This is a genomic window from Gimesia benthica, from assembly GCF_009720525.1.
In the GTDB taxonomy this organism is placed as follows: domain Bacteria; phylum Planctomycetota; class Planctomycetia; order Planctomycetales; family Planctomycetaceae; genus Gimesia; species Gimesia benthica.
Window position 1 is genome coordinate 508918 of the sequence record NZ_CP043930.1, and the last position, 23735, is coordinate 532652.

Genomic DNA, 23735 nt, shown 5'->3' on the forward strand with positions numbered 1-23735 from the left:
TCATGCTCGCCGGGGTGATTCTGGCCAGTATTGGCTGGGCTGTCTGGAAACTGGTTTTACCCTACTTCAAAAAAGTGACGCGGCTCTACTCCGCCCGTGCGTTGGAACAGACCTCCGATGATATGCACGGCGCGCTGTTGAATCTGGTAGACCTCCAGCGATCCAACCGTAAAGTCAATCCGGATATCATCAGTTCGCTCGAAAAGCGGGCTGCACTGACGCTTTCCCAGACCGATACCGAACAGGCGGTGGATCGACGCCCGTTGATGCGGCTTTCTTACTGCCTGTTGTTTGTCGTCGCCATTCTCTGTTTCTACGCACTCTTTTCACCTAAGCAGATCTGGCCCTCACTCTCGGCTGCGATCTCATTTTCCTCCCAGCGCGAGTTTGCCACCCAGACTCAGATCAGTTCCGTCACTCCCGGAAACACAGAAGTTCTGGCAGGCAGCCAGTTGGAAGTGATTGTCGATCTCCGAGGTGAAGTGCCGGAAGACGTCACACTGTTCTACACATCCAGCGACCAGGGGCGCGTCGATGAGCCGATCAAACTCCGAGCCATGGATGAAACCCTCAAACGCTTCCAGGGTCTGATTGTTGGCGTCAATGGCCGCGGAATTCGCCAGAATCTGAGTTACCATATCGAAGCCGGAGATGCAGTTTCCGAGGAATACCAGGTCAACGTCATTCAGCCCCCCTCAGCGACTGTGCATTCCGTCCGCTACGATTATCCATCCTACATGGAACTGGCAGCAGTAGAACAGCCCGGCGGCGCTATCGATGCCTATGAAGGCACCAAAGTAACCGTAGATGCTACGACCAACATGCCCATTACATCGTTTGAAGTTCTCTTTTCTGACGAAGAAGACTCGGCCTCTTTGCTGGAAGAGTTCCAGGTCAAAAAAACGATCGACAAGAATACCATCTCCGCCTCCTGGAAACTGAAGCTGAGATCTGATGGAACTTTCCCGAAATTCTATCAGATCAAATGCAGGAACGAAGCAGGGCAGGTGACACTCTCACCGACCGTTTACCCACTGATGATCCGTCGTGATGTACCGCCCGAAATCAGCCTGCTCTCACCCAAACAGGATCTGAAACTCCCGTCCAACGGCACGGTCCCGATTTCAGTGATCGCGGAAGATCCGGATTTCAAACTCCGCTATCTCAATCTGCGGGTTGAAAAACAGCAGATTCGCATTCTTGATAAAACCCTGTTCGAAGGGGATCGCAAAAGCGTAGGGATCAATTACGATCTCGCCCTGGAACCTCTCCGATTGAATCCGGGTGACACAATTTACTTCTGGGTCGAAGCTCGCGACAACAAGCACCCGTCGGGAAACCGCAAGAACACACCCAAGATCAAAATCGAAATCCAGGAACCGGTCTCACCCGAAGAAGCCAAAAAACAACTGCAAGAACAAAAGCAAAAGGCCGCGGAAGAGAAGAAGCAACAGAATCCTGATCAGCAGAAACAGCCCGGCCAGCAGAAAGGTCAGGAAAAACAACCCGGTCAGCAGCCAGGTGACGGCGACCAGCCTATGCCCGATCAGAAAGAGCAGGGGGATTCCAAATCCGATTCTGGTAAACAATCCGGCGACCAGAAACAGCCGGGCAACGAAGATCAAAAACAGTCTGAGCAGCGTGGACAGAAGAAATCAGATTCCCCTGAATCAGGAGCAGAGCCAAACCCGGAACCGGGTAAAAGCCAAACCCAGTCCAAGCCAGAGAAAAAAGAAGGTCTGGACAGCGATGGCAGTGACGACCAGGCAGCACTCAAGAAAATTCTAGAGAAGCTGAAAAAAGAGGGCCAGGAACCAGACTCGGATCAAAAACAGCCAGGAAACGAAAAACAGGGTTCTGAGAAACAGGACTCCGAACGCCCAGGCTCTGATAAGCAGATGCAGGAACCGGAATCGAATGGAGCCGATTCCAAATCCAGCGAATCCTCTTCCAGTCAGGATAAAAACTCTCAAGGCACACCCGGTCAGGGCCAGAACCAGGACAAAAACCAGAAACCCCAGCCCTCTTCTAAGGCAAATGAAAATAATCCTGATCAGAAATCAGCAGACCAGAAATCCCCGCCTCAAAAAGGCCGGGTAGAGGATGGTACGAAAGAGCCTTCTGACTCGAAAGAAGCGGATCGCAAAATGAAAACCGAAGGAGATCCCAAAGGGAAGGCCAGACCGGACAATGATCCCGACGCTGATCCCAAGCGGAACAACAGCGACGTGAAGCGGGATCCGAATGAGAAACCGGCGATGCGACCGGGAGATAAAAAATCTCCGAATGCCAATCCGCAGGAGAAACCGGAGCAGTCCTCTTCCAAGCAGGGACAGCAGAATGATCAGCCCGATCAGAAACCGGGTTCTGAAATGCGAAAACCACAACAGTCGAACGACAATCCCTCCTCCCCTAAACAGCAACAGGCTGCCGAGGGGAAGAAGTCGCAGCAGAAACAGGATCAGCCTGACGGTTCTAACCAGCCACCGGGGGGTAAACCTGAAACCAATGATCAAAAATCCAAACGCCCCCAGGACGGAGAGAACGGCAATAGTTCCCAAAATGACCAGGGACAGAAAGGGAGTCAGCAGCCCGGCAAAGGTGATTCCACCGGACAAAAAGGGAACCAGGAGCAAGGCAACAAAGGAAATCCCTCCGGCTCCAGTAAATCAATGGAGCAGAACCAGTCCCCTCAGAAACAGGGACAGGATCAAAACCAGCAGAACAAAAATCAGAATCAGAAAGGCAATCAGTCTGGCGGACAAAAAGGAGATCAAGCTGGTGGTCAGAAGGGAGGCCAAAAAGGAGGGCAGGGCTCATCCGAAGGCAAAGGTCAATCCCAGAAGAGCAACAGCCAGACTGCAGGCTCCAGTAAAGGTTCCAACTCCAGCGATCCTCAAGGTTCCAGTTCGACGACCGGAGGCACCGCTCCTGGTGACAGTGAATCAGGGGGCCCCGGTTCCAGTCCAGCGCTACCCGACGCAGATGAAGCCAACCTCGAATATGGAAAAGAAGCCGCCAACCTCGTTCTGAAACGCATCAAAGACGAACTCAAACGCGAGGAAGTCGATCCGGAACTATTGAAGGAACTGGGCTGGTCGAAAGAGGAAATGAAACAGTTTTCCGAACGGCTGCAGAAACAGCTGCAAATGCAGGACAATAACCAGCAGTCTCCTGAATCTCTGGCCCGTAAGCGGCAATTTGAAGAGATGCTAAAATCACTCAAACCTGCTCCCCGGGCGGCACGCCGAAACCGGAACAGTACCAGAGAACAAACCAGCGACAGCCTGGGACCACGTCGATTGCCGGTTCCGGAAGAATACCGCGAAGCCTACGAAGCCTTCACACGTGGTCTGGCCAATCAGAAACCGGCTGACAAATAAGTCACTCAGATTAACTGCTGGAAGACATCACTCGCACTGCTGATTCCCTTGTTAAGAGAGCAGCAGTTCGAGATCTTCGCTGGACAGGTTCTTGAGGACGCTCTGGTTTTCTTCCAGAATCGCATCGGCCAGTTCGCGTTTCTGCTGCTGTAACTCAGTGATCTTCTCTTCCACCGTATTGCGACAGATCAGCTTGTAGGCAAATACCCGTTTGGTCTGCCCGACACGGTGTGCCCGGTCGATCGCCTGCGTCTCCACAGCCGGGTTCCACCAGGGATCCAGAATGAAGACGTAATCCGCAGCGGTCAGGTTGAGTCCTAAACCACCAGCCTTGAGACTGATCAGGAACACGCCACAATCTTTATCGGTCTGGAATCGATCGACGCGTTCTTTACGATCGCGCGTCTGTCCATCCAGGTATTCGTAGACGATCTCTTTCTGATCCAGGTGTTCCTGCACAATCGACAACATGCTGGTGAACTGTGAAAAGACAAGAGCCTTGTGACCTTCTTCGATCAGTTCTTCCAGGTGTGGAATCAACACATCCATCTTGGCCGAAGCATCCAGTGCGCGTCCCCGTTCCAGCAGAGCAGGGTGGCAGGCTGCCTGTCGCAGCCGGAGCAGTGCTTCCAGCACATGGATTTTGGTTTTCCCCAGCCCCTTGGATTCGACCATCCCCAGGATTGAGTCCCGGTAATGCTGTCGGAGTTCGTCGTAAAGACGGGTCTGATCTTTGCCCATATCGCAGTAGAGCGTCTGCTCAACTTTGTCAGGCAGTTCGTTAGCCACCTGTTCCTTGGTTCGCCGCAGGATAAACGGCCGCAACGCATTCCCCAGGAGGAGCCGGGCATTCTTATCTTCGATGTCGTTGGTATAAGCTTTGAACACCGAACTGCGTCCCAGCATTCCGGGATTGAGAAACTCGAAGATCGACCACAGATCTCCCAGATGGTTCTCCACCGGGGTACCACTCAATGCGATTCGATGTTTTGCCTGCAGCAGCCGCGATGCCTTCGCAACCTGCGACCCTGAGTTCTTAATCATCTGGGCTTCATCCAGCACAGCATAATCGAACTGGATATCTTTGATCTGAGTAATATCGCGACGCATCGTGCCATAGGTCGTTAAAACCAGATCGTACTCTTCCAGCGAATCGATCAGTTTGCCTCGATCCCCGCCCGCGTACTCGACAACTTTCAACTCAGGCGTAAATTTGGCGGCTTCCTGCATCCAGTTGAACATCAGCGACTTGGGAACGACAGCCAGTGAAGGCAGATGTCCTTCCCGGCCCTTCTTACGACGTAACAACAGGGCCAGCAGCTGTACCGTTTTACCCAGCCCCATGTCATCAGCCAGACACCCACCAAAGTGGAAGTCCTGCAGGAACTGCAGCCAGCCTAAACCTTCGAGCTGATACTTACGCAAGCCCCCTTCGAATCCGGCTGGTTCTTTATCCAGGGCAATCCCTGAAAAGTTCCGGATCTTATCCCGCATTTCATCGAATTTGGCGTCTGTCTCAACAAATTCCTGTGAACTCAGCAGAGCGTCCAGCAGTGCTACCTGATTGGGAGCAAACCGAAGATGCTCTTCATCAGTGACCGCCAATCCGGCCAGAATGCCGTACTGTTCGATCCACTCTTCCGGCAGGATTCCCAGTGAGCCATCGTCGAGTCGAATCGACGAATCACCGCGGGCCAGTGCTGATAACAGCTCTGGAAACTTAACCGTCTGGCCTTCAAAATCGATATCTGCATGCAGTTCGAACCAGTCAATTCCAGACTGGACCTTGAACATCATATTGGAAGGCTGATGGACCTGTTTACCATCGGCGCGAACCACCCAGCCGGCATTGATCATTTCGCGAACAGCCCCCCCCAGGTCACGGGCAGCAATTTCCACATCGCGCCCCTGAACCCGGCGGTCCAACAGGCGACGGAAACCACTATCCTGCAGTAGTGTCCAGGCTTGGGATTCTTTTTCACGGTCTCTAAGAATGCAGCGTTTTTCCTGGCGATCCACAATCGCCCACTGGGTACTGCTTCCCGAAACCAGATGATCGAGATAATTAAAATGAATCTCGCCGAACAGGCGATCCTGCTGCCAGCGTTTCTTCTGCGGAGAATGAATCAGTAACTCCGGACTGGGCTCGCAGGTAATCTCTTCCAGATGCAGTTCTTCAGGCAGTTCCAGTCGGGGCAGGACAGGCATGTCCAGCAGGCGGTCAACCAATTCCTGCTGCTCGCCTTCATCGACTTCAATTGTCTCATTCATCTGAATCATTTTGATCCAGGGAAATGCATCGTAATCTTCCAGAGGCGTGATTTTATCGCGGGTCAGTACCAGTCCTCCCGCGACAATCAGACGGGCATCAGAGATTTCCAGCGTATCGTTTTCTCGCTTCAGATGACCATTCAGTTTCCATGTCGATTCTTTGCGGTCATGCTCAACTCCCATCCGGAATTCCCAGGCATGCTCGCCGTCCCAGACCAGGGAATCGACGTCATCAGGCTGTCGATCCAGGTAGCGCACGTGTCCTGTACCGCACATCAGCGGAAGAATCAGCTCACAAAGCTCATACGGAACCCGATAGCGGAACGCAGCCATTTGTGTTTCGGTCTGCTGGGCTCGCCAGTTGGTCCGCTCAGGTGTCCCGCCGGAGAGGTACGCCAGAATCCGGCGATCATCTTCATGTTCGACTTCCTGCAGCTGGCCGACTTTTAGCTTGAGTGGCTTCAGCTTGCCCCACTGGCCGTTAGCTCTTCGCTGACGCTGTGAAGTCTGCACGACCAGTTGTCCAGATTCCTGACTCTCTTCTACATCAATCTCGTAGAAGATCTCACGTTCCTGTTGCGTGGTTTTAGACAGAACCGGCGTGAGGGCGAAATCATTTTTCAGTTCAACCAGTTTCGTTTCCCACTCGCGCAGTCGCGGACGCGAAGTCACTGCCGTCGACTGTTCCCCACTCGACTTTGACTTGCGAGACCGACCACTGCCCAGCTCGAAATCGGAGGGCATTGAGAAATCGTAGTCGTCATCTTCTTCATCGAAGGCAATCGGCGTATTTTCGATGATGAAGGGAGGAATGTAACCAGGCTTGACCGAACCGGTCAGGTAGCCCGCCACATCTACCGCCAGGATAGAAGCCCAGAGATGTTTACAGACGTTGAACTTCTGAAACTGATCGCAGGTGCAATACGTCTTCAGATTGCCGTCATCGCGGGACAGCTGAGTCTGATACTCTACACCATCTCTGACCACCGCAAACACATGGTCTGCGGTCACGCGAGTCAGTTCAACCCGTTCGGCTTCAATGTAAGCCGCTCCACGGAAACGAATGTCCGCACGAAATTGATTTTCCAGTAATTCTGCTAACGTCATGGACGGCCTCCTGCCTGATCCCAAAACGCAACTCGCATTATTGAGACACTCCCAGTTATCTGCATAAGTCAGTCCTGAATGGCTCCTGGACCAACGCTAGTATCGGTCGGAACTTATAATGTTAGGTTCGCTCAGCCAGATCGTTTCACACTGAACCAGCCCGGGTGGGTTATTGAAGTTTTACCCTCAACTCCCGTGCAGAGCGCATCTTACGAGGTTACTAGATCCACGCCGCATTTGACCAGTCTATCTGGAGGGTTTTCTTATGAATTTTTGACTTCCATTTAAAAATTGATTCTGAGCATTCCATTATATTCAAGAGTCTCTGAAGTTCAGCCCCCTCAGACTGGTCGAACGGGAAAAAGTGTGATATACGACTCCCACAAGTCCTTCGCTCGATTTCCTTTTTTCGAAAATGGATTATATAATAAGTTTTTTGCTGTCAGCCCCTGCAGTAAAGCGAATCAGAGACCAGTGGGCTCCCCTGAAAGCAATTGCGACTAATGGAACAACCTCACCAGACCCTCACCGAACAGGAAGTCATTCAATGGTTCGAAGAGAACCTTCCCGTTGAAGACTATCGCAATAAACGTATTCTGCTCATTGTCCCGGATGCGACCCGCACCGCACCTCTGCCTCTCTTGTTTGCAACATTCCATCGCCTGTTAAACCCTGTTGCCAAACAGATTGATGTGCTGGTTGCCCTGGGCACGCATCCCCCCATGCCCGAGAAAGACATCTGCCGCCTGCTGGGAATTTCAGAAGCGGCCCGTCAGGCGGAATACAAAGACGTAGGGCTATATAACCACGAATGGGACAACCCCGAACGTCTGACTGAGATTGGTACGCTGACGAAAGAAGATACCAAAGCCATTTCCGAAGGCCTGCTGGAAATGGAAGTCCCTGTGACGATCAATTCCCGCATCAGGGATTACGATATGCTCCAGATTATGGGGCCCGTCTTCCCGCATGAAGTCGTCGGTTTCTCCGGTGGCAGCAAATATTTCTTCCCGGGAATCTCCGGTCCGGACCTGTTGAACTTCTTCCACTGGCTGGGCGCCCTGATTACCAACGTGGGAATTATTGGCGTCAAACATACGCCGGTACGCGAAGTCGTAAACCGTTCTGCAGCAATGATCCCTAACGAGAAACGCTGTATCACCTTCGTCGTCGCTCCGGACAGTTCGCTCTACGGCTTGTTTTATGGAACCCCGGAATCGGCCTGGGAATCAGCCGCCAACCTCTCCGGCCAGATTCACATCAAACGCAAGCCGAAACCATTCAAGCAGGTACTCTCCTGTGCGCCCCTGATGTACGATGAACTCTGGGTAGCCGGCAAATGTATGTACAAGCTGGAACCAGTCGTAGCTGATGGTGGTGAACTGATCATTTACGCTCCGCACATGAAGGAAATTTCGGTCACTCATGGCAAGCTGATTTCCGAAGTTGGTTACCATGTCCGCGACTATTTCACCAAACAGTGGGACCAGTTTAAGGACTACCCCTGGGGCATCCTCGCCCATTCGACTCATGTGCGTGGTACAGGAACATTCGAAGACGGCATCGAACGGCCCCGGGTGCAGGTGACTCTGGCTTCCCAGATTCATCCCGAACTCTGCGAGAAAATCAATCTCGGCTATCGTGATCCCGATACGATCGATGTCGAATCATTCGCAGACCGGGAAGATGAAGGCATCCTCCTGGTGAGGAAAGCAGGGGAGCATCTTTACCGTCTGGAAAATGAATAATTCAACCTAAGTGACAGCGACTCGCTGATCATTCAATATTGCTGATAACTTCTGACCATCCTCAGGAAACGATTTTCTTATCATGACTATTCACTCAGAACAATTTGAACTGAAAGCCCGCCTGGAACTTGCTTTGACCGCCTCTGAAAAGGCCAGCGAGCTCATCCTCAAATACTATCAGTCCCCCGAACTGAAGGTAGATCGCAAGTCAGACGACTCACCGGTCACGATCGCCGACCGTGGGGCAGAGGAATTGTTGCGGGAAGAAATCACCATGGCGTTTCCTGACGACAGCATCATGGGTGAGGAATTACCGCCAGTCGAAGGTTCAAACGCATTCAAGTGGATTCTGGATCCAATTGACGGCACCAAACCGTTCACACAAGGCGTGCCCCTCTTCGGAACCCTGCTGGGTCTGGAAGAAAACGGTAAGCTCGTCATGGGCGTCTGCCGTTTCCCCGCTCTGGACGAAGTCGTCTATGCGATCAAAGGAGATGGGGCCTGGTGGAAAATCCGTGACCAGGAACCACGTCGCGCCCGGGTTTCAGAGAAATCCCAACTCTCTGATGCCGTGTTCTGTACGACCACTATGACTCGCTGGGAAACCATCGGCAAGCAGAAGGCGTATGAGAACCTCTGTCGCAATTCCTACCTCGCCCGAGGCTGGGGCGACTGCTATGGCCACATGCTGGTAGCCACTGGTCGTGCGGAAGTGATGGTGGATCCCGTGTTAAGCCCCTGGGATGCTGCTGCTTTGCTGCCCATCCTGGAAGAAGCCGGCGGTCACTGGATTGACTTTGATGGCAAGCCTTCAATTTATACAGGCAACGGAATGGCCGTTAACGACGCACTCAAAGACGAGGTCCTGCAGATTATTGCCCAGAACTAGCCGATTTCCAGCTATAAAACAGGGTTTTGAAGTCGCATTGATTCCCGCTGCAGTTCTTTGCTAGGATCTCCTCAGGAAGGACTGATTCGATCCATTCAGGAACAGAACGCAACTTCAGGGAAGAATTGCATGGCCGGTTATACGGAGCACATCAGCGTCAGCGGGTTATTGGGAGTCGTTTACGGCTCCGTAGGCACCCTCTTATTGGGATTCACCCCGACTCAGGGTATCCTGGCAGGAGTACTGACCTGGGTGGGAGGTATGCTGCCAGACCTCGATTCTGAAACGGGACGGCCCATCAAGGAACTGTTCAGCCTGACTGCCGCCGTTGCTTCCTTTATGGCAATGCGCTGCATGATTCGCAAAGGGGCAGATCCCGATGATGCGATCCTGATGGCGGTCGTTACCTACGCGGGAGTTCGTTACGGCGGTTCAGCGATCCTCTCGAAATTCGCAGTACACCGGGGCATGTTTCACAGCATCCCCGCCCTGATTATCACCGGAGAAGCCGTTTTCCTCTCCTATATCAGTGATTCCTTCGCCGTGAAATTTCTGATGGCCGGTGGTATTTCACTGGGCTTTCTCTCCCACCTCGTTCTGGACGAGGTTTACAGCGTGGAACGCAAAGGAGTCACCATCCGTCTGAAGAAATCTGCGGGGAGTGCACTGAAATGGTTTGGGAACGGATTGTTTGGTAACGCGGTCGCCTATGCTATCCTGCTCACCATGACCTATATCACTCTCGTCGATTCGGGTGTGTTGATCCCCCCACCGCAACAGGCAAATCCGATTGAAAAATCAGAACCGCCAGTCCAGCAGGCTTCGCCTTTTAAAACCACCGAGCGTCTCTAAATCCCCGTATCCTGACCGCAGGGATGGTATCTCCTTCTTGGGTCCTTTATAATCGCACGGGTAAAAACTCAGCGAGATCAGGAATAGCCCAATCTAGAGCAGGGGAGCAACAGCATGATTATAGCCGGCGTCCAGATGGATATCGCCCTGATGGAGAAAACGGAAAACCTCCATCGAATTATCGCAAAGATGCACGAAACGGCTTCTGAGGGAGCGGAACTGACTGTGTTCCCCGAGTGCGCACTGACCGGCTACTGCTTTGACAGTCTGCAGGAAGCAGTGCCACTGGCTGAAACGATTCCGGGTCCCACAACCAAAACTTTGCAGCAGGTTTGCCGCGAGTTAAAACAGACTGTTGTGATCGGTATGCTCGAGCAGGCTGCACATGGGGTCTATAACTCAGCAGTTGTAATTACACGAGAAGGTGTGCTGAGTAAATATCGAAAAATCCATTTACCTTATCTCGGTGTCGACCGGTTCGCGACGCCTGGCGACCGGGGATTCGAGGTCTTCGAACACCCATCCGCACGTATCGGTTTGAATATCTGTTATGATAGTGCGTTTCCAGAGTCATCCCGGGTCATGACACTCCAGCAGGCTGATCTGATCATCCTGCCGACGAACTGGCCCACCGGTGCAGACTGCTTAGCCGAACATGCCATCAATACACGGGCCATGGAAAACGGAATCTTCTATTGCGCTATCAACCGGGTCGGTGAAGAGCGGGGCTTCCAGTTCATTGGCAAGAGCCGCATCTGCGGCCCCGCCGGCGAAACTTTGGCCACTTCAACCGGGAGAGATGAAGAAATTCTGTATGCCACCTTCGATCCGGAGCGAGCCCGCAACAAACGCGTTGACCGTGTCCCGGATAAACATGTGATTGATCGTCTCGCGGATCGTCGTCCTGAAATGTACGGTCTGATCGTGGAGCCCCACGGATTAAAACCTCCCCACCGTGGTTGATCTGCCGACATAATGAGCCCATAGGCATGCCGGACAACCGCTTAGTTTGGCATACACAATGCTATATGTTCTCCAACTGGCAGCATTCCCGCTTCCGTTCCCTGGATACGTACCGGGACCAGAACAGGCTGAAATTCACATAACAGCCTTTGTTCATTTACACTTACAGAGACGAATGGAGCGTTTCAGTTTCTTGACAAACCCGCTCGCCATGAAAATGCGAGTCAACTAATCAGTGATGCTGAAAAGAAACACATGAAGTCCAGACTGTTTCAAAATGTGATCGCGGCCCTGATTCTGTTAATCGTTTCAGGAGTCTGTTTTCAGGCACTCGTGAGTCACCCGGCAGATGTCCTGGTGGGTGTCCAGAACCAGGGATATAACGACACAACCAACCAGTTCATCGGCTTCAAAGACTATCAGCGCGAGTGCATCCAGCAATTCAACCAGTTTCCTTATTGGAATCCCTGGTCATTGCTGGGCATGCCCTGGGTGGGAAATCCACAAGCGTCTCTGTTCTACCCGATCAACTGGATATTCTTTTTCCTAAATGCGGCTTCTACAATCAGCTGGGTACTGGTTCTACATCACTGGTGGGCCGGCTGGGGCGCGTATCTGCTCGGTAGAATGTATCGGTTGAATTTCTTCAGCGCACTGCTCTCAGGGATTGTTTTCCTGGCAGCTCCTTACTTTGTTGCCAAAACGGGCGAAGGGCACTTCACGTCTGTCACACAAATCGCCTGGTTCCCCTGGATCTTATACGCGTACGAACTCCTGCGCACAGGCAGTAAAAAAGCGGTTCCCTTCCTGGTTGTTGTGATCTCTCTTGCATTTTTCTGTGGTCACGTTCAGGAACTCTACTATCTGCTGCTGTTCCTCACCGCTGCGATTGTCATTGAATCTATCCTCGAACTCTTTTTCAAAAAGAAACCAATTGAAAGTGAGCAGGGTGCCGTAACCGAACTGGAAGAAACAAGTAGACCAGGTCTCTGGATTAAAGGCTGGCTGACGGCGGGGCTGTTAACAGCAGGGCTTGTCGCCATTGATCTGATCCCGGTGTTCATCTATACGAAACAGGCAGTCCGCTCCAGTGGAATTGACCTGGCCAGCCTCAGCGCAGGTAGCCTGAATGCAGCCAGCCTGCTGCAACTGATTGATCCGTTCGTCTGGGGAAAACCGGACCAGTATACCGGCCCCGGAACCTTTTACTGGGAAGCGATCTGCTCGTTTGGATGTCTCCCTCTGCTACTGGCTATTGTGGGAGTTTTAAGTTCCTTTCACCAACGAATCGTCATCCGGCTGACACTGATTGGACTGATCGCATTTCTGCTGGCATTCGGCCCCGAACTTCCATTTTATAAGTTGTTTTATCAACTGATTCCCGGGGCATCGATGTTTCGAATTCCTGGTCGTCAGCTATGGATCTGCACCCTGGTCGTCGCAATGCTGGCCGGGTTTGGATCTCAGTGGATTTCGCTGTTGTATCAGAACTCAAAAGGTCGAACCATGCGGCTGCTTGCAGGAATCGCTGTTGTTGCAGCTCTACCAATCCTGATCTATCTGATATTTAAGTCTGCAGGGAGTCTTAAAGTCAGTCTGGCTCCAGACAAGTTGTTCAACATCCAGGCAGGCTACCTGCTGACAGCCCTGCTAGGCATCTCGATTGCTATTTTTCTCACCAGCCTCTCACGAAAAGCCGCTTTCGGAGGACTCGTGATCCTCTGCCTGATCTGTACCGGAGAACTCTCGATCTATTCAAACCACATCCTGTGCACGATCCCCCAATCATCCATCCGGGGAGAGACAGAAATTGTCCAATTCCTGAAGAATAACCTGGGGGAACACCGTGTTCTGGCTGACCAGCACCTGCTGAGTGATCGTGAGGCCTGGAAAAATCAACTCTTAAAAGTTCAAGGTTATGAACCAGTGCCCCTCGTACGACTCGGGCTCCTGGCAGCCGCCACGTTCGACCAACCCAATGCAGCCAGGATGATGGCAGGATTCGACTCGCCACAACTTGAAACAGCGGAGCCACAGCTACTTGACCTGATGAGTATCAAATATGCCGTATTGAGAACCAGCGAGCCCGTTAAGCTGGAAGGTTGGAAGACGGTTTTACAGGGTCAGGTGCCTGCGGAATATACTCTCAGGGGATCAAAGCCACGCCAGATTCCATTCCAGATTATCGAAAACCAAAACCCGCTTCCCCGCGCTTACCTGGTCGGACAAACCCGTGCTCTTCAGGACGAGGAGTCCAGTAAGAAAATCGTAGCAGTCATTTCGAAAGTCAAACCACGTGATGAGGTTTTACTGAGACAGGATGTCCTCCCCAAGGGAGACAGACAGGCATTTCAACCGGCTTCCATCCTGGAAAACAGCCCCAATTCACTGAGTCTTCAAGCGGATCTTGACGCGCCAGGCTACCTGGTCCTGTCCGACATTTATTACCCCGGCTGGACTGCCAGACTCGGTCAGCAGGAACTACCAGTCTTGCCCGCGGATTTCTCTTTGAGAGCGATTCCTCTGCCTCCTGGCCAGCATCAGGTTCAACTGAGCTTCGTTCCGCCCGGCTTTCAGATTGGTCGTGTTATTTCTCTCACCGCCCTGGCAATATTATGCATTCTGCTGGTAAAAGCATTCCGTTCAGACTCTAAACCGCAAGCCGAATAAGACTTGGTATAGACGAGGATCGATCAATCATTCTTTCGATCGTTGTTCTCTGATGTACTCTCTTTTTGTCGCTGCAGGAATTTTTGCACTTCCGTTTCTGTCGGTACAAAACCACCGCCGATGAATTTCCCCAGGGGACGTTCTACCCGATGTACCAGATAGCGTCCCGATCGAAACACGACGGGTTGAGACCAGGGATAGGCTCCCTTGAGACTGACGGGGTACTGAGGCGGCACATTCTTTTCTGGACTTTCCGCAGTTGCGAGTGCTGTTTCCCTGTTAAACCCGCTCTCGATCAAATCGGTCACGATGAATTTCTGCGGGCTGTCTTGAATCGCCTGGTGAAGATCACCGCGGTGCTTGCGACAGAAGACCAGTACCGAATCGAAAAAGCCAAAGCGGGTCGCTGGCTGCAACCCTAATTCCGGATAGAGATAAATTAAAGTACTGTTGTAACAATGCAACTCGCGGTCTTTGAGCTGCTGCTCCGCCAGAAACTCACGTACGGCTGCGAGATCTTCCCAGTCGACCTGGACCAGTAATGCCAGCTTCGATTTTAATTCTGCATCGCTGGATTGCAGCAGACAGGTCTTCCACAAGCGGACTCGATCAGGCTTAAACGCAGGAAAAGTAAGCACCACCAGCAGTAAAAACAGGGCCATTCCTGACTTCCAGCCCCAACCTAAAGCATGTTGACTGTAACGACTGCCCAGATAGCCGCCGATCACCGCGATCGCCAGCAGATGAGCAGGGGGATGGACATAATCAAACAGATGCTGAAATGCCATCGACTGAAACAACCAACCCAGGTACATCAGGGCCAGTAGACTTTGATCTCTTGAATCAGGACTGGAAACATCCTCTGGTTCAGCCTTGCGACGTGCTTTCCAGCCGTCTTTCAACATGATCAGCGCCAGAGGAATTGCAATCAGATTCAGTAGAAACCAGGGATAAAATCGATACAGAAACTGCGCAAACCGCATCACAGTCCAGCCAGATTTCCGCGCTGCTACATATTCCGGGTTCCACTCTAGAAACGTTTCCAGAAACCAGGGCCAGGCACCGGTCTGCCATAACCAGGCAATGCCGGCTGCTCCCAGAAACAGTCCCCCTGACAATAATCCTGTCAGGTCAAGTAGAGAACGCCGCCACTGTCCCAGCAGCCAGACAGATCCCAGCCAGACGCATAACGCGGGAACCGCGACAAAAGGTTTGATCCAGAATGCAGTTGCCCAGAGCAAACCTTCCAGAAATGCCCAGCCCCAGATCGAAGCGACTCTGATTTGTTTGTCTGCGAGCAGGCGATCGAGCTGTTTTCGCCTCATCCAGAGTGCTCCCATTGATGGAAGCAGAATGATGGTATCTCGCTGGAAGTGACACCACTCCGAGAGAGAGAAATAAAAGGCATAGAGTGCAATGGCGATCCAGAGCATGCCCGTAATGGAGAGCTGGCTTCTTCGACTCCAGAAGGCCAACAAGGTCACCGATCCGGTAAAAAACAGCAGATCGACACACCGCAGGGCATCAGAACTCATGCCGATGATCGGTCGAATCAGCATGTGCAACCAGACAATGCCCGGCAGATTGGTTTCAAACATGTGCTGATACAGCGTCCCGCCATCCAGCACCGTCTCTGCTTGAACATCGTAAAGCACGACATCTGTTGCCAGCGGCATTCTGATAAACAGGGGGACACACAGTATGACCAGAAATAACAAAATTATACTGGCAAACCAGGCCCCCAGGGAAAACTGTCTGTCTGGCTGGTCAATCACCCAATAACTCCACATAATTACAGTACTTTTGTGCAATTACACATCACCAGACAACACTATAGACAGCATAAGCACTATAGTTAAAATATATATTTTGTATCCAATACAAAAAACAGACATTTCATATGGAAACTGTCTAGTTCTACTGATTACCCTGACTTGGCTCAGAGTTATCTAAACTTATGACATCAACGTTATTTCGTATTGAGATCTGATCACGTGGACCCGGCACATCTGACTGAATTAATTGAGCTTGAGGACAACTACTGGTGGCATGTTTCCAAGCGGAAACTGGTTACCGAGATCCTGACCAGAGAGTTCCCCGCCCCCGGGCTGCTGATTGAGGGGGGGATCGGTTCAGCACGAAATCTGCTTGAATTCAATCGCATGGGATATGATGTCATTGGATTTGACCTCATGGAAGCAGCTGTGGAATATGGTCGTTCCCGAGGACTGGATCAGCTGCACGTGCATGAATTGAGCCAGCCCTGGCCCGTTGATCCAGGATCTGCGAAAGCGGTCCTCTTACTGGATGTCATGGAGCATGTGGAAGATCCGGTGCAACTCCTCACCAATGCAGCCGAAACGCTGGAACCGGGCGGAGGCATCATCATTACCGTTCCTGCTTACCCCTGGCTCTACTCCGACTGGGATCGCAAGCTGGGGCACTTTTGTCGCTATACAAAATCCCGATTTCGGGATAACGCCAGGCAGGCAGGTTTAAAAGTGAAATGGGTGACTCACTGGAACTCCTTTACACTGGCTCCCGCAATTTTGGCTCGTGGCAGGGACCGCTTGTTGAATAAAAGAGATGACTCGCCCCCCCGTTTCAACCGTGTCTCTCGCTTCACAAATTCCTGTCTCATGTCATGCGCAAGGCTTGAACGCACACTGATTCATTCGACGGGGGTTCCTTTTGGACTGTCCCTGGTAGGAGTTCTGATCAAATGAGCGCAGCCAGTGATATCCAGACCACAAAAGATTCTGCTCGCAAACCGGTTACTGATGTACTCATTTCAGTAGTACTTCCTGTGTTCAATGAAGAAAGCGTCCTCACGGAACTCCAGCAGGCAGTTGAGGAGGCTCTGCAAACCGTAGGAAGTCAATATGAAATCATCTTCGTCAATGACGGTTCCTCAGATAAAAGTGGACTGATACTCGATGAGTTGGCTGAGCTCAACCCACGAGTAAGGGTATTACACTTTGCGAAAAATTTTGGTCATCAGGCAGCAGTGCAGGCGGGACTGCTGCATGCGATCGGCGATGCCATCGTGATCATGGACTCCGATATGCAGGACAGCCCGACTGCGATCGTGGATTTCGTGGAAACCTGGCAGGCTGGTTATGACGTCGTTTACGCCATTAGAACCAAGCGTAAAGAAAACAGTCTCAAACGCTGGGCATTTCAGACTTTTCATAAAATACTGAATCAGATCTCCCATACGCCCATTCCCCGTGATGCCGGCAATTTTGGTTTAATTGATCGCAAAGTTGCCATTCAAATCGCACAACTCAATGACCGTGACCGGTATTTCCCTGGTCTGCGTTCGTGGGTTGGATATCGACAGACCGGAATCCAGGTTGAGCGAATGGCACGGTACGATGACAACCCCCGTGTTTCTTTCGTACAACTCTGTCGACTGGCCAAGACGGCAATTTTCTCATTCTCATTCCTGCCTCTGACCATCTTCTACCTGATTGCTGCCCTTTCCACTCTGGTATGTCTCGCTCTGATCTCATTTGTGCTGTACCACAAACTGTTCACCGGGTTGGCGATTCCAGGCTGGGCATCAACCACGATTACCGCCTCTTTCTTTGGTGCCCTGAATGCACTGGGAATCGGTATCCTGGGCGAATATGTGACACGCATCTATGACCAGGTTCGGGCACGACCCATGTATATCGTCGGTTCCAAGACGAATTTTACAAACCCGGAAATTGAAGCTCCATTGCTGGCCAGGCAGAAACAATCGGAGCCAGAACCGACACCTGTTTCACGGGATTTGGATCCAGAATACTCCAGACAGCGTTGAGAACAGGCTACTGCGAAGTGTGCTTCGCAATACTGACCGAATCCTGGAAGCGTGAGCTCGGCTTTTCGCCGGACTGCTGATTGCGATCCACTTCATAATTCTGCGTCGTATGCAACAGACGCGGTCGGAAGACGACCATCAGCAGCATCGGCAGATACCAAAGCAGATAGACACTTCCTTGCTGCGGATACCAGAGCAGGGTGGCAATGATGATCGCCGTCGTGTGTGACATTAAATGTCCCAGGTTTTTACGGCGGGGCCAGATCGTCAGACAGGTGATCAAAAGCACAAAAATCACAAATACGGGGATGCGATACGCCGAATCGTACGTGCTCCAGAAGCCCGGCATATGCTGGCCTCCTTCGAACTTCAGCACGGACCAGTTGATCGAACCGATCGTCTGTTGCGTGAAAGAGAACCGATCAACTGATGTCAGAATCAGGCTGCCCAGCAGGACCACAGCCACCAGAGTTCCGGAAAGTACAAATCGCTTGAGCCCGTTTTTCCAGTAGAAACTGGCCCAGAGAGGCAGCAGGAAGACAGGGAAGAACATCGCCCCACAGGCCAGACCCATGAAAATCCCGGACAAAATTGGCTTCTGATACGTTACGAATGCCCAGACCAGCAGTGCCGCTGGCAACACATGGTTGGCTTTACTGACGTCATAAGCGGTACAGGGGAGCAGCAGATAGAGCAGGGCCATCGCGAGCCCCACTTGCGTGTCTGCAAAATGGACCTTCCCCATGATAATCAGTCCCACAACCACAAACGCGTGCGCCAGAATCGCCATGATTCGAGCAGCCAGAGTCGCGTGATCCAGGGTCCCGGTAACGACTGCATTGGAGAAGGGAACCACTGGAGCAGCCAGCAGTCGCGCGGTAGGACCAGCTTCAGCAGGCTGAGCTTTTGAGGCATTACCGGCATCCTGCATACTTAGCAGACTGTCAGCCTGTTTAACTGTTTGGATCGTATCTGGTGCTGGGTTTTCAGTGAACACGCGCACGACAAAAAACGCAAAGATCGAGACACAGAGAAACGCCATTCCGAAGCTGTTTAAATTCTGTTCGCCGCGAGGACGCCGCTGAAAGAGACAGTCGATGCTCATCCGGATTACAAACAGCCCCGTCCCGACAAACAGCCAGAAATTACCAACCACGGGGTAGTCACCCAGGAATAAAAGACCCGGCGAAATTAAGAGGAGCAGAATCAGGTCCAGATTGCGCAGCGAAAAGATCCGGTCAAATCGGAAAAAGACCGCCAGCGTCAGCAACAGGGAAAGATAAAACCATGTTGCTTCACTCACATAATAATCAGGTAAGATGTGATTCATACAAGAATACCGCCAGTGACCTGAAATAAAATCACCAGTCGTCAGGGCTTAAGTTTCGAACAGGTCCCCTTGTTCAGCTTAAACCGATGCACTCCGACTCAGCCAGATCACGTTTGACCCAGACCTGACTGGGGAGCAGATTTGGCTTCATTGTTCACAGAATTTACATTTTAACCAGCCGATAATTCCAATTTTCTCAAGATCGCGGCGATTTTACCCGGAAAAATAACCATATGTCCACATAAACAGCGATCAGATCAGCCGGAATTGATCTGATCGCACTGTTTTGCAACCAGTTCAATTTCTAAATCGAAAGTAAGAACTCAGACAAAAACATCAGATTATTCAGGATTCTCTTTGAATATCTGATTTCTTACAGACATGATAAAGCCAGCAGACAGCCTCCCCAAAGCTGGCTGAGACGACAACTTGTTTCCCCGGAAATCCATGCCTGATCAATGGAGATTTCAGATGAAGAAATACTGGACTTCAAGTTTCCTGTTCCTCTTTCTGATGTTGATCGGAGTATCGTCTCCCACTTTTTCGAAAGAACCTGCTGTTAGCGGGCAAGAGAGTTCATCATTCCTGGAAGCCTGCCTCCCCAAATTGAACACGAAACAGGGTATCTGCGTTGTATTGGGACCGCTCCCGGATCAACAGGTATCTGAGATCAATCGACTCATTGAGCAAACTCAATTTCAGATCTATTTCCAGTCTTCTGATGCAGCGCAACTGGCTGAACTCCGCATGCTGGCAGATCAACGGGGTTTTCTGGGAAGTCGTCTGTTTGCTGATGCGGGTACCAATAATTCAATTGCTCTCGCCAGTAATTTAGCCGATGTCGTACTGGTACCAGGCCCCCTTAAGAATGATCAGACTCGTGCAGAAATTCTCCGGGTCCTGCGTCCTCAGGGAACCGCTTATCATTCTGAGGGAGAACTCACCAAACCGATTCCAACCGGCAACGATGACTGGACGCATCCCTATCATCGTCCCGACAATAATCCTCAGTCAGAAGATCAGAATGCGCGGGCTCCCTACCGCACTCAGTTTCTGGCCGATCCTAAATTTTCCCCCATGCCCGAAGTTTCGGTGGCAGCGGGGGGGAAAGTCTTCAAAGCCTTCGGGCATATCGCACACAAACAGAATCAGAATGCAATCCTGAATACCTTAATGTGTATCAATGCCTTTAACGGCACGATCCTCTGGAAACGTCCTCTGCCTGAGGGATTCATGATTCACCGTAACACGATGATTGGCACTCCCGATGCCCTTTACATGGCCGATGATAAGTCCTGCAAAATTATCGATAGTGAAACCGGTAAGATCAGAGACGAAATCGTGATCGATCAGAAGTTTTCTGATGGACCGGTCTGGAAATGGATGGGAATGCAGGATGGCGTGCTGTATGCACTGGTCGGAAATAAAGAGGTCAAAGTTGATACCCAGAAATCTGCACGGCGTGGACTGGGGCACTGGCCCTGGGACATGTGGAAGGGCCATGATTATTCCGATCCGAAAAATGCATTCGGCTTCGGCAGAACTTTCGTGGCAATCGATATCAGCAACAAACAGATCCTCTGGCACTTCAAAGACCAGGACTATATCGACAGTCGGGGCGTCTGTATGAAAAACGGACGCATTTTCTACTACTGCCCAGATAAATTCCTGGCATGCCTGGAGACGAAAAAGGGCAAACAACTGTGGAAAAACAACGATCCCAAGCTTCTGGCTTCTATCGGATCCAACCAGCGTGCTCAACACTATGTAACAGGATACGCTACCACCACCTATCTGAAATGCAGCGATGACTACCTGTTTTTTGCTGGTCCACAACGGCTGCATCTGGTATCCGCCTCTGCGGCCGATGGCTACCTGATGTGGGAAAAAGAGCATGGAAATCTGCAACTGGTGCTCAGAAAGGATGGCATCTATGCAGCCGGCCCCAAAGAGACAGGCATGAAGCTGGACTACGCAACGGGTGATGTCCTCGCGGCACTCCCCACCCGCCGTGCCTGTACCCGGGCGACCGGCAGCGTCGACAGCATCTTTTTCCGCACCAGAGGCGGTACTGTGCGACTGGAAACGGCCACCGATTCAGCACAACATATCGCTCCGATGCGGCCTCCCTGTCAGGATGGCGTGATTGTCTCGAACGGACTACTGTACTGGGGCCCCTGGATGTGTGGTTGCGAACTTTCGCTGTATGGTCACATCAGTCTGGGCCCGGAAGAGAATTCGTCTACTCCCGCCGCACAAACGCCCCCGCGCCTAACCCGATACACGGATCAGTTGGAAACAGTTGAGCCACTTTCAGCGAATGAACAGGACTGGACCGCTTTTCGTGGTGATGCCTGGCAATCTTCCAGTACCGACGTCGTAATCCCTCTTAAAACAAAACAGGCCTGGACCACGAAAGTTGTCAGTAATGCTCTCCCTACAGCCCCGGTTGTGGCAGGGGACCTGATTTTTGTCGGAGACCGCAATGGGGCAATCTCTGCTTTCGACCTGGAGGGGAAACCGGTCTGGAAACGCTATACCGGCGGAGCGATCTACTATCCTCCCACAATCGCACAGGACCGCCTGTTTGTGGGCTCAGCTGATGGACGCGTCTATGCGTATGCGGCCAGAACAGGCGAACCGCTCTGGTCATTTCGCGTGGCTCCCGCAGTCCGCTGGATCCCGGTATACGGTAAGCTGATCTCGACTTGGCCCGTTTCCGGAGGAGTCGTCGTCCACGGTAACACCTTGTACGCAGCAGCGGGGATCGCCCACTTTGACGGCACACACCTGGTTGCCCTGGATCCTGTTTCAGGAGAACTCAAGCAGGAAAATAATACCTCGGGAGTTCTGTCCCCCACAGTCAACAGTGGCATTAGCCTGCAGGGAAGCCTGTATGTAGCTGACGATGAACTCCGTTTCCTGGCCGGAGGCGTGTATGAGGTTGCCCGTTATGACCTCAATACTCTTAAGTGCCTCAACACGCCGCGTTCCGAGGTCACCTCTCAATACCGTACCGCCTTTTATCCCTACTATCCTGAATATGGCAAATACCTGTCGATCGAACATACTCTCGCCGACCGCAGGGAACTCGTGCATGATGCCAGTTACGAAGGCAGCGTATTCACCAACCTGACGCTCAAGGAAGCGTTGCCTCCCGGAGCTCCTAAAGAGAAAAAAGAGGTTGCCCGCTGGCTGAGTATGCGGGCACGCAGAACCGGACAGGCAATCAAACGCAAAAACCTTTGGGAAGATCAGCATCAGCGGCGTTTCACCAGTTTCATTGTGTCTCCCCAGACACTGCTGACAGCCGGACACCCCGACCAACAACCAGAGAAGCCGTTCCTCACCGCCATCGACATCGGAAAGGGCACCGATCACTGGTCACATCCTCTACCAGCACTAGCAGTGAAAGGGGGGACCGCCATCGATTCCCATGGCCGCATTTTCGTCACACTGGAGAATGGCCAGCTCTGCTGTTTCACGCCGGAATAAGCCAGCTCATAAAGTCTTGTATTGACTTTCAGTGCAGGAGAAAATCCGTTAGGGTAAGGCTGTCGAACGATCTGAATTAACCCGTAAAAGTGAATCCCCATGGCAGCCACGATCCAGCTTTTTCTACCGCAGCAATACTCAGCAACAATTCCAGTGCCCCCGGAAGGATCCGCACTCAAAGTTGGAGCCTTTCCTCAGAATCAGACTTGTGATCTGTCAGCGGCAGACATCACCGGACTCTGTGAGCAGACAGCAGCTGATTTTGTGGGATTTCTGGATTTTCCTATTTCAGTCTCCGGCTTGCCGGATCCACTTGTATCGGGGCAACTGGAAACTCCTCAAAACAGTCTGAGCGTGTGCCCTTTCAACGAAGCGACGCTCTTTAGTCAGGCGTGGGACACACTGACACCCACTGCTGCAGCCCTGGCCTTGAATCCCCTGGAACATGCATTGGTCCTCTTCAGAAATGCGGACTTACAGAACCTGCAGAATCTGACCGCCAACAGCCATCTGCTCTGGCAGGCATTCATTCAACTGATTCAGGCTGAAGCGAACTGCCAGATACTTGATGCCGTGATCGACGTCGACGACTATCATGGATTCCCCCGACATTTACCGGAGCTGGCTCCTCACGAACCTGGCTCGGAATGCGAGTGGCTTTTTTCACTCCTGCAGGCATATCAGCCAGAGAAGGATCTGCCCAATTTCAGCTCCCGCCCGGATGCGAAAGCCGTGAAAGCTGGCCTGCTTTGCATCCATGATTACCTCGAGGAAAGCCATCAATATTCGCAGTCGGTGCAACATGACGGCAGACATCGTGCAGGTGACTACTGGCATCACATCATGCACCGCCGTGAGCCCGACTATTCAAACGCCAAATACTGGAGCAGGGCAGTCGGCCATCACCCGCTGCTCAATGAACTCCCGGACGTCATCGCCCCTTTATTTGCACAGTTTGAGGACAGCCAAGTTCTAGATTGGCAGACCCCACTGGTGTCCAGTGGCAGATGGTCGCTGAACGAGTTCGTCGACTGCTGTGCAGAGTCAGCAGCCTCAGGGAATGCCTCCCTGGATACCTTTGCCAGGCAAAGTCAGTGGATCGAAATGCAGCTTTTACTCCAACGGACATCCCTTGATGCGACAACAGGTTAAGAACAGGGGATAATTTCCGCTATACGGAGGATCTCCGGAGTCGGTTACGACCCGCAGGATTCTTATT

The 23735-nt window shown here is 52.0% G+C and carries 13 protein-coding genes; 10 read left to right on the plus strand and 3 right to left on the minus strand.

Features of this window, described 5'->3' with window-relative positions:
- The first annotated feature begins 2 nt into the window (after window positions 1–2).
- Window positions 3–3383, plus strand: a complete 3381-nt coding sequence (locus F1728_RS02160; RefSeq protein WP_155362705.1) for a hypothetical protein — start codon at window positions 3–5, stop codon at window positions 3381–3383.
- A 51-nt stretch (window positions 3384–3434) separates the two neighbouring features.
- Here F1728_RS02160 and F1728_RS02165 read toward each other — a convergent pair whose 3' ends face one another.
- On the minus strand, window positions 3435–6761 hold the full coding sequence (locus F1728_RS02165) for a DEAD/DEAH box helicase (protein WP_155362706.1): 3327 nt from the start codon (window positions 6759–6761) through the stop codon (window positions 3435–3437).
- A gap of 503 nt (window positions 6762–7264) precedes the next feature.
- Between F1728_RS02165 and F1728_RS02170 the strand changes: the two genes are divergently transcribed.
- The 5 genes from F1728_RS02170 to F1728_RS02190 all read left to right on the plus strand — a co-directional run bounded on the left by F1728_RS02170 (window position 7265) and on the right by F1728_RS02190 (window position 13883).
- The gene (locus F1728_RS02170; protein ID WP_155362707.1) at window positions 7265–8509 is read left to right on the plus strand and encodes a lactate racemase domain-containing protein; all 1245 of its coding nucleotides are present in this window, start codon (window positions 7265–7267) and stop codon (window positions 8507–8509) included.
- Between the two features lie 82 nt (window positions 8510–8591).
- A complete protein-coding gene (hisN, locus tag F1728_RS02175) occupies window positions 8592–9398 on the plus strand; it encodes a histidinol-phosphatase (RefSeq protein WP_155362708.1) in 807 nt (268 codons plus the stop codon).
- Between the two features lie 129 nt (window positions 9399–9527).
- Window positions 9528–10250, plus strand: coding sequence for a metal-dependent hydrolase (locus F1728_RS02180; RefSeq protein ID WP_155362709.1), 723 nt, complete (start codon window positions 9528–9530; stop codon window positions 10248–10250).
- A gap of 114 nt (window positions 10251–10364) precedes the next feature.
- Window positions 10365–11213 (plus strand): carbon-nitrogen hydrolase family protein, encoded by an 849-nt coding sequence (locus F1728_RS02185; protein ID WP_155362710.1) that lies wholly within the window; start codon window positions 10365–10367, stop codon window positions 11211–11213.
- Window positions 11214–11468: 255 nt separating this feature from the next.
- A complete protein-coding gene (locus F1728_RS02190; RefSeq protein WP_155362711.1) occupies window positions 11469–13883 on the plus strand; it encodes a YfhO family protein in 2415 nt (804 codons plus the stop codon).
- A gap of 23 nt (window positions 13884–13906) precedes the next feature.
- On the opposite strand, the gene F1728_RS02195 is transcribed toward F1728_RS02190, so the two are convergent.
- On the minus strand, window positions 13907–15658 hold the full coding sequence (locus F1728_RS02195; RefSeq protein ID WP_155362712.1) for a hypothetical protein: 1752 nt from the start codon (window positions 15656–15658) through the stop codon (window positions 13907–13909).
- 219 nt (window positions 15659–15877) lie between these two features.
- On the opposite strand from F1728_RS02195, the gene F1728_RS02200 reads away from it, so the two are divergent.
- Entirely contained in the window at window positions 15878–16609 is a 732-nt protein-coding gene (locus tag F1728_RS02200; protein WP_194242644.1) for a class I SAM-dependent methyltransferase, read from the plus strand.
- Complete coding sequence (locus F1728_RS02205) at window positions 16606–17691, plus strand: glycosyltransferase family 2 protein (protein WP_155362714.1); 1086 nt, start codon at window positions 16606–16608, stop codon at window positions 17689–17691. Before F1728_RS02200 ends, F1728_RS02205 begins: the two co-directional genes overlap by 4 nt.
- A gap of 7 nt (window positions 17692–17698) precedes the next feature.
- On the opposite strand, the gene F1728_RS02210 is transcribed toward F1728_RS02205, so the two are convergent.
- Window positions 17699–19021, minus strand: a complete 1323-nt coding sequence (locus F1728_RS02210; protein ID WP_155362715.1) for a hypothetical protein — start codon at window positions 19019–19021, stop codon at window positions 17699–17701.
- Window positions 19022–19492: 471 nt separating this feature from the next.
- Between F1728_RS02210 and F1728_RS02215 the strand changes: the two genes are divergently transcribed.
- Both F1728_RS02215 and F1728_RS02220 read left to right on the plus strand, forming a co-directional pair.
- Window positions 19493–22516: a PQQ-binding-like beta-propeller repeat protein gene (locus tag F1728_RS02215; protein ID WP_194242645.1), complete on the plus strand. Its 3024-nt coding sequence runs from the start codon at window positions 19493–19495 to the stop codon at window positions 22514–22516.
- A 99-nt stretch (window positions 22517–22615) separates the two neighbouring features.
- Complete coding sequence (locus F1728_RS02220; protein ID WP_155362717.1) at window positions 22616–23668, plus strand: hypothetical protein; 1053 nt, start codon at window positions 22616–22618, stop codon at window positions 23666–23668.
- The last annotated feature ends 67 nt before the right edge of the window (window positions 23669–23735 follow it).

Coding starts and splice junctions, on each gene's coding strand:
- F1728_RS02160 (WP_155362705.1), top strand. CDS start 3: ATGCTCGCCGGGGTGATTCTGGCCAGTATTGGCTGGGCTGTCTGGAAA.
- F1728_RS02165 (WP_155362706.1), bottom strand. CDS start 6,761: ATGACGTTAGCAGAATTACTGGAAAATCAATTTCGTGCGGACATTCGT.
- F1728_RS02170 (WP_155362707.1), top strand. CDS start 7,265: ATGGAACAACCTCACCAGACCCTCACCGAACAGGAAGTCATTCAATGG.
- hisN (WP_155362708.1), top strand. CDS start 8,592: ATGACTATTCACTCAGAACAATTTGAACTGAAAGCCCGCCTGGAACTT.
- F1728_RS02180 (WP_155362709.1), top strand. CDS start 9,528: ATGGCCGGTTATACGGAGCACATCAGCGTCAGCGGGTTATTGGGAGTC.
- F1728_RS02185 (WP_155362710.1), top strand. CDS start 10,365: ATGATTATAGCCGGCGTCCAGATGGATATCGCCCTGATGGAGAAAACG.
- F1728_RS02190 (WP_155362711.1), top strand. CDS start 11,469: ATGAAGTCCAGACTGTTTCAAAATGTGATCGCGGCCCTGATTCTGTTA.
- F1728_RS02205 (WP_155362714.1), top strand. CDS start 16,606: ATGAGCGCAGCCAGTGATATCCAGACCACAAAAGATTCTGCTCGCAAA.
- F1728_RS02210 (WP_155362715.1), bottom strand. CDS start 19,021: ATGAATCACATCTTACCTGATTATTATGTGAGTGAAGCAACATGGTTT.
- F1728_RS02215 (WP_194242645.1), top strand. CDS start 19,493: ATGAAGAAATACTGGACTTCAAGTTTCCTGTTCCTCTTTCTGATGTTG.
- F1728_RS02220 (WP_155362717.1), top strand. CDS start 22,616: ATGGCAGCCACGATCCAGCTTTTTCTACCGCAGCAATACTCAGCAACA.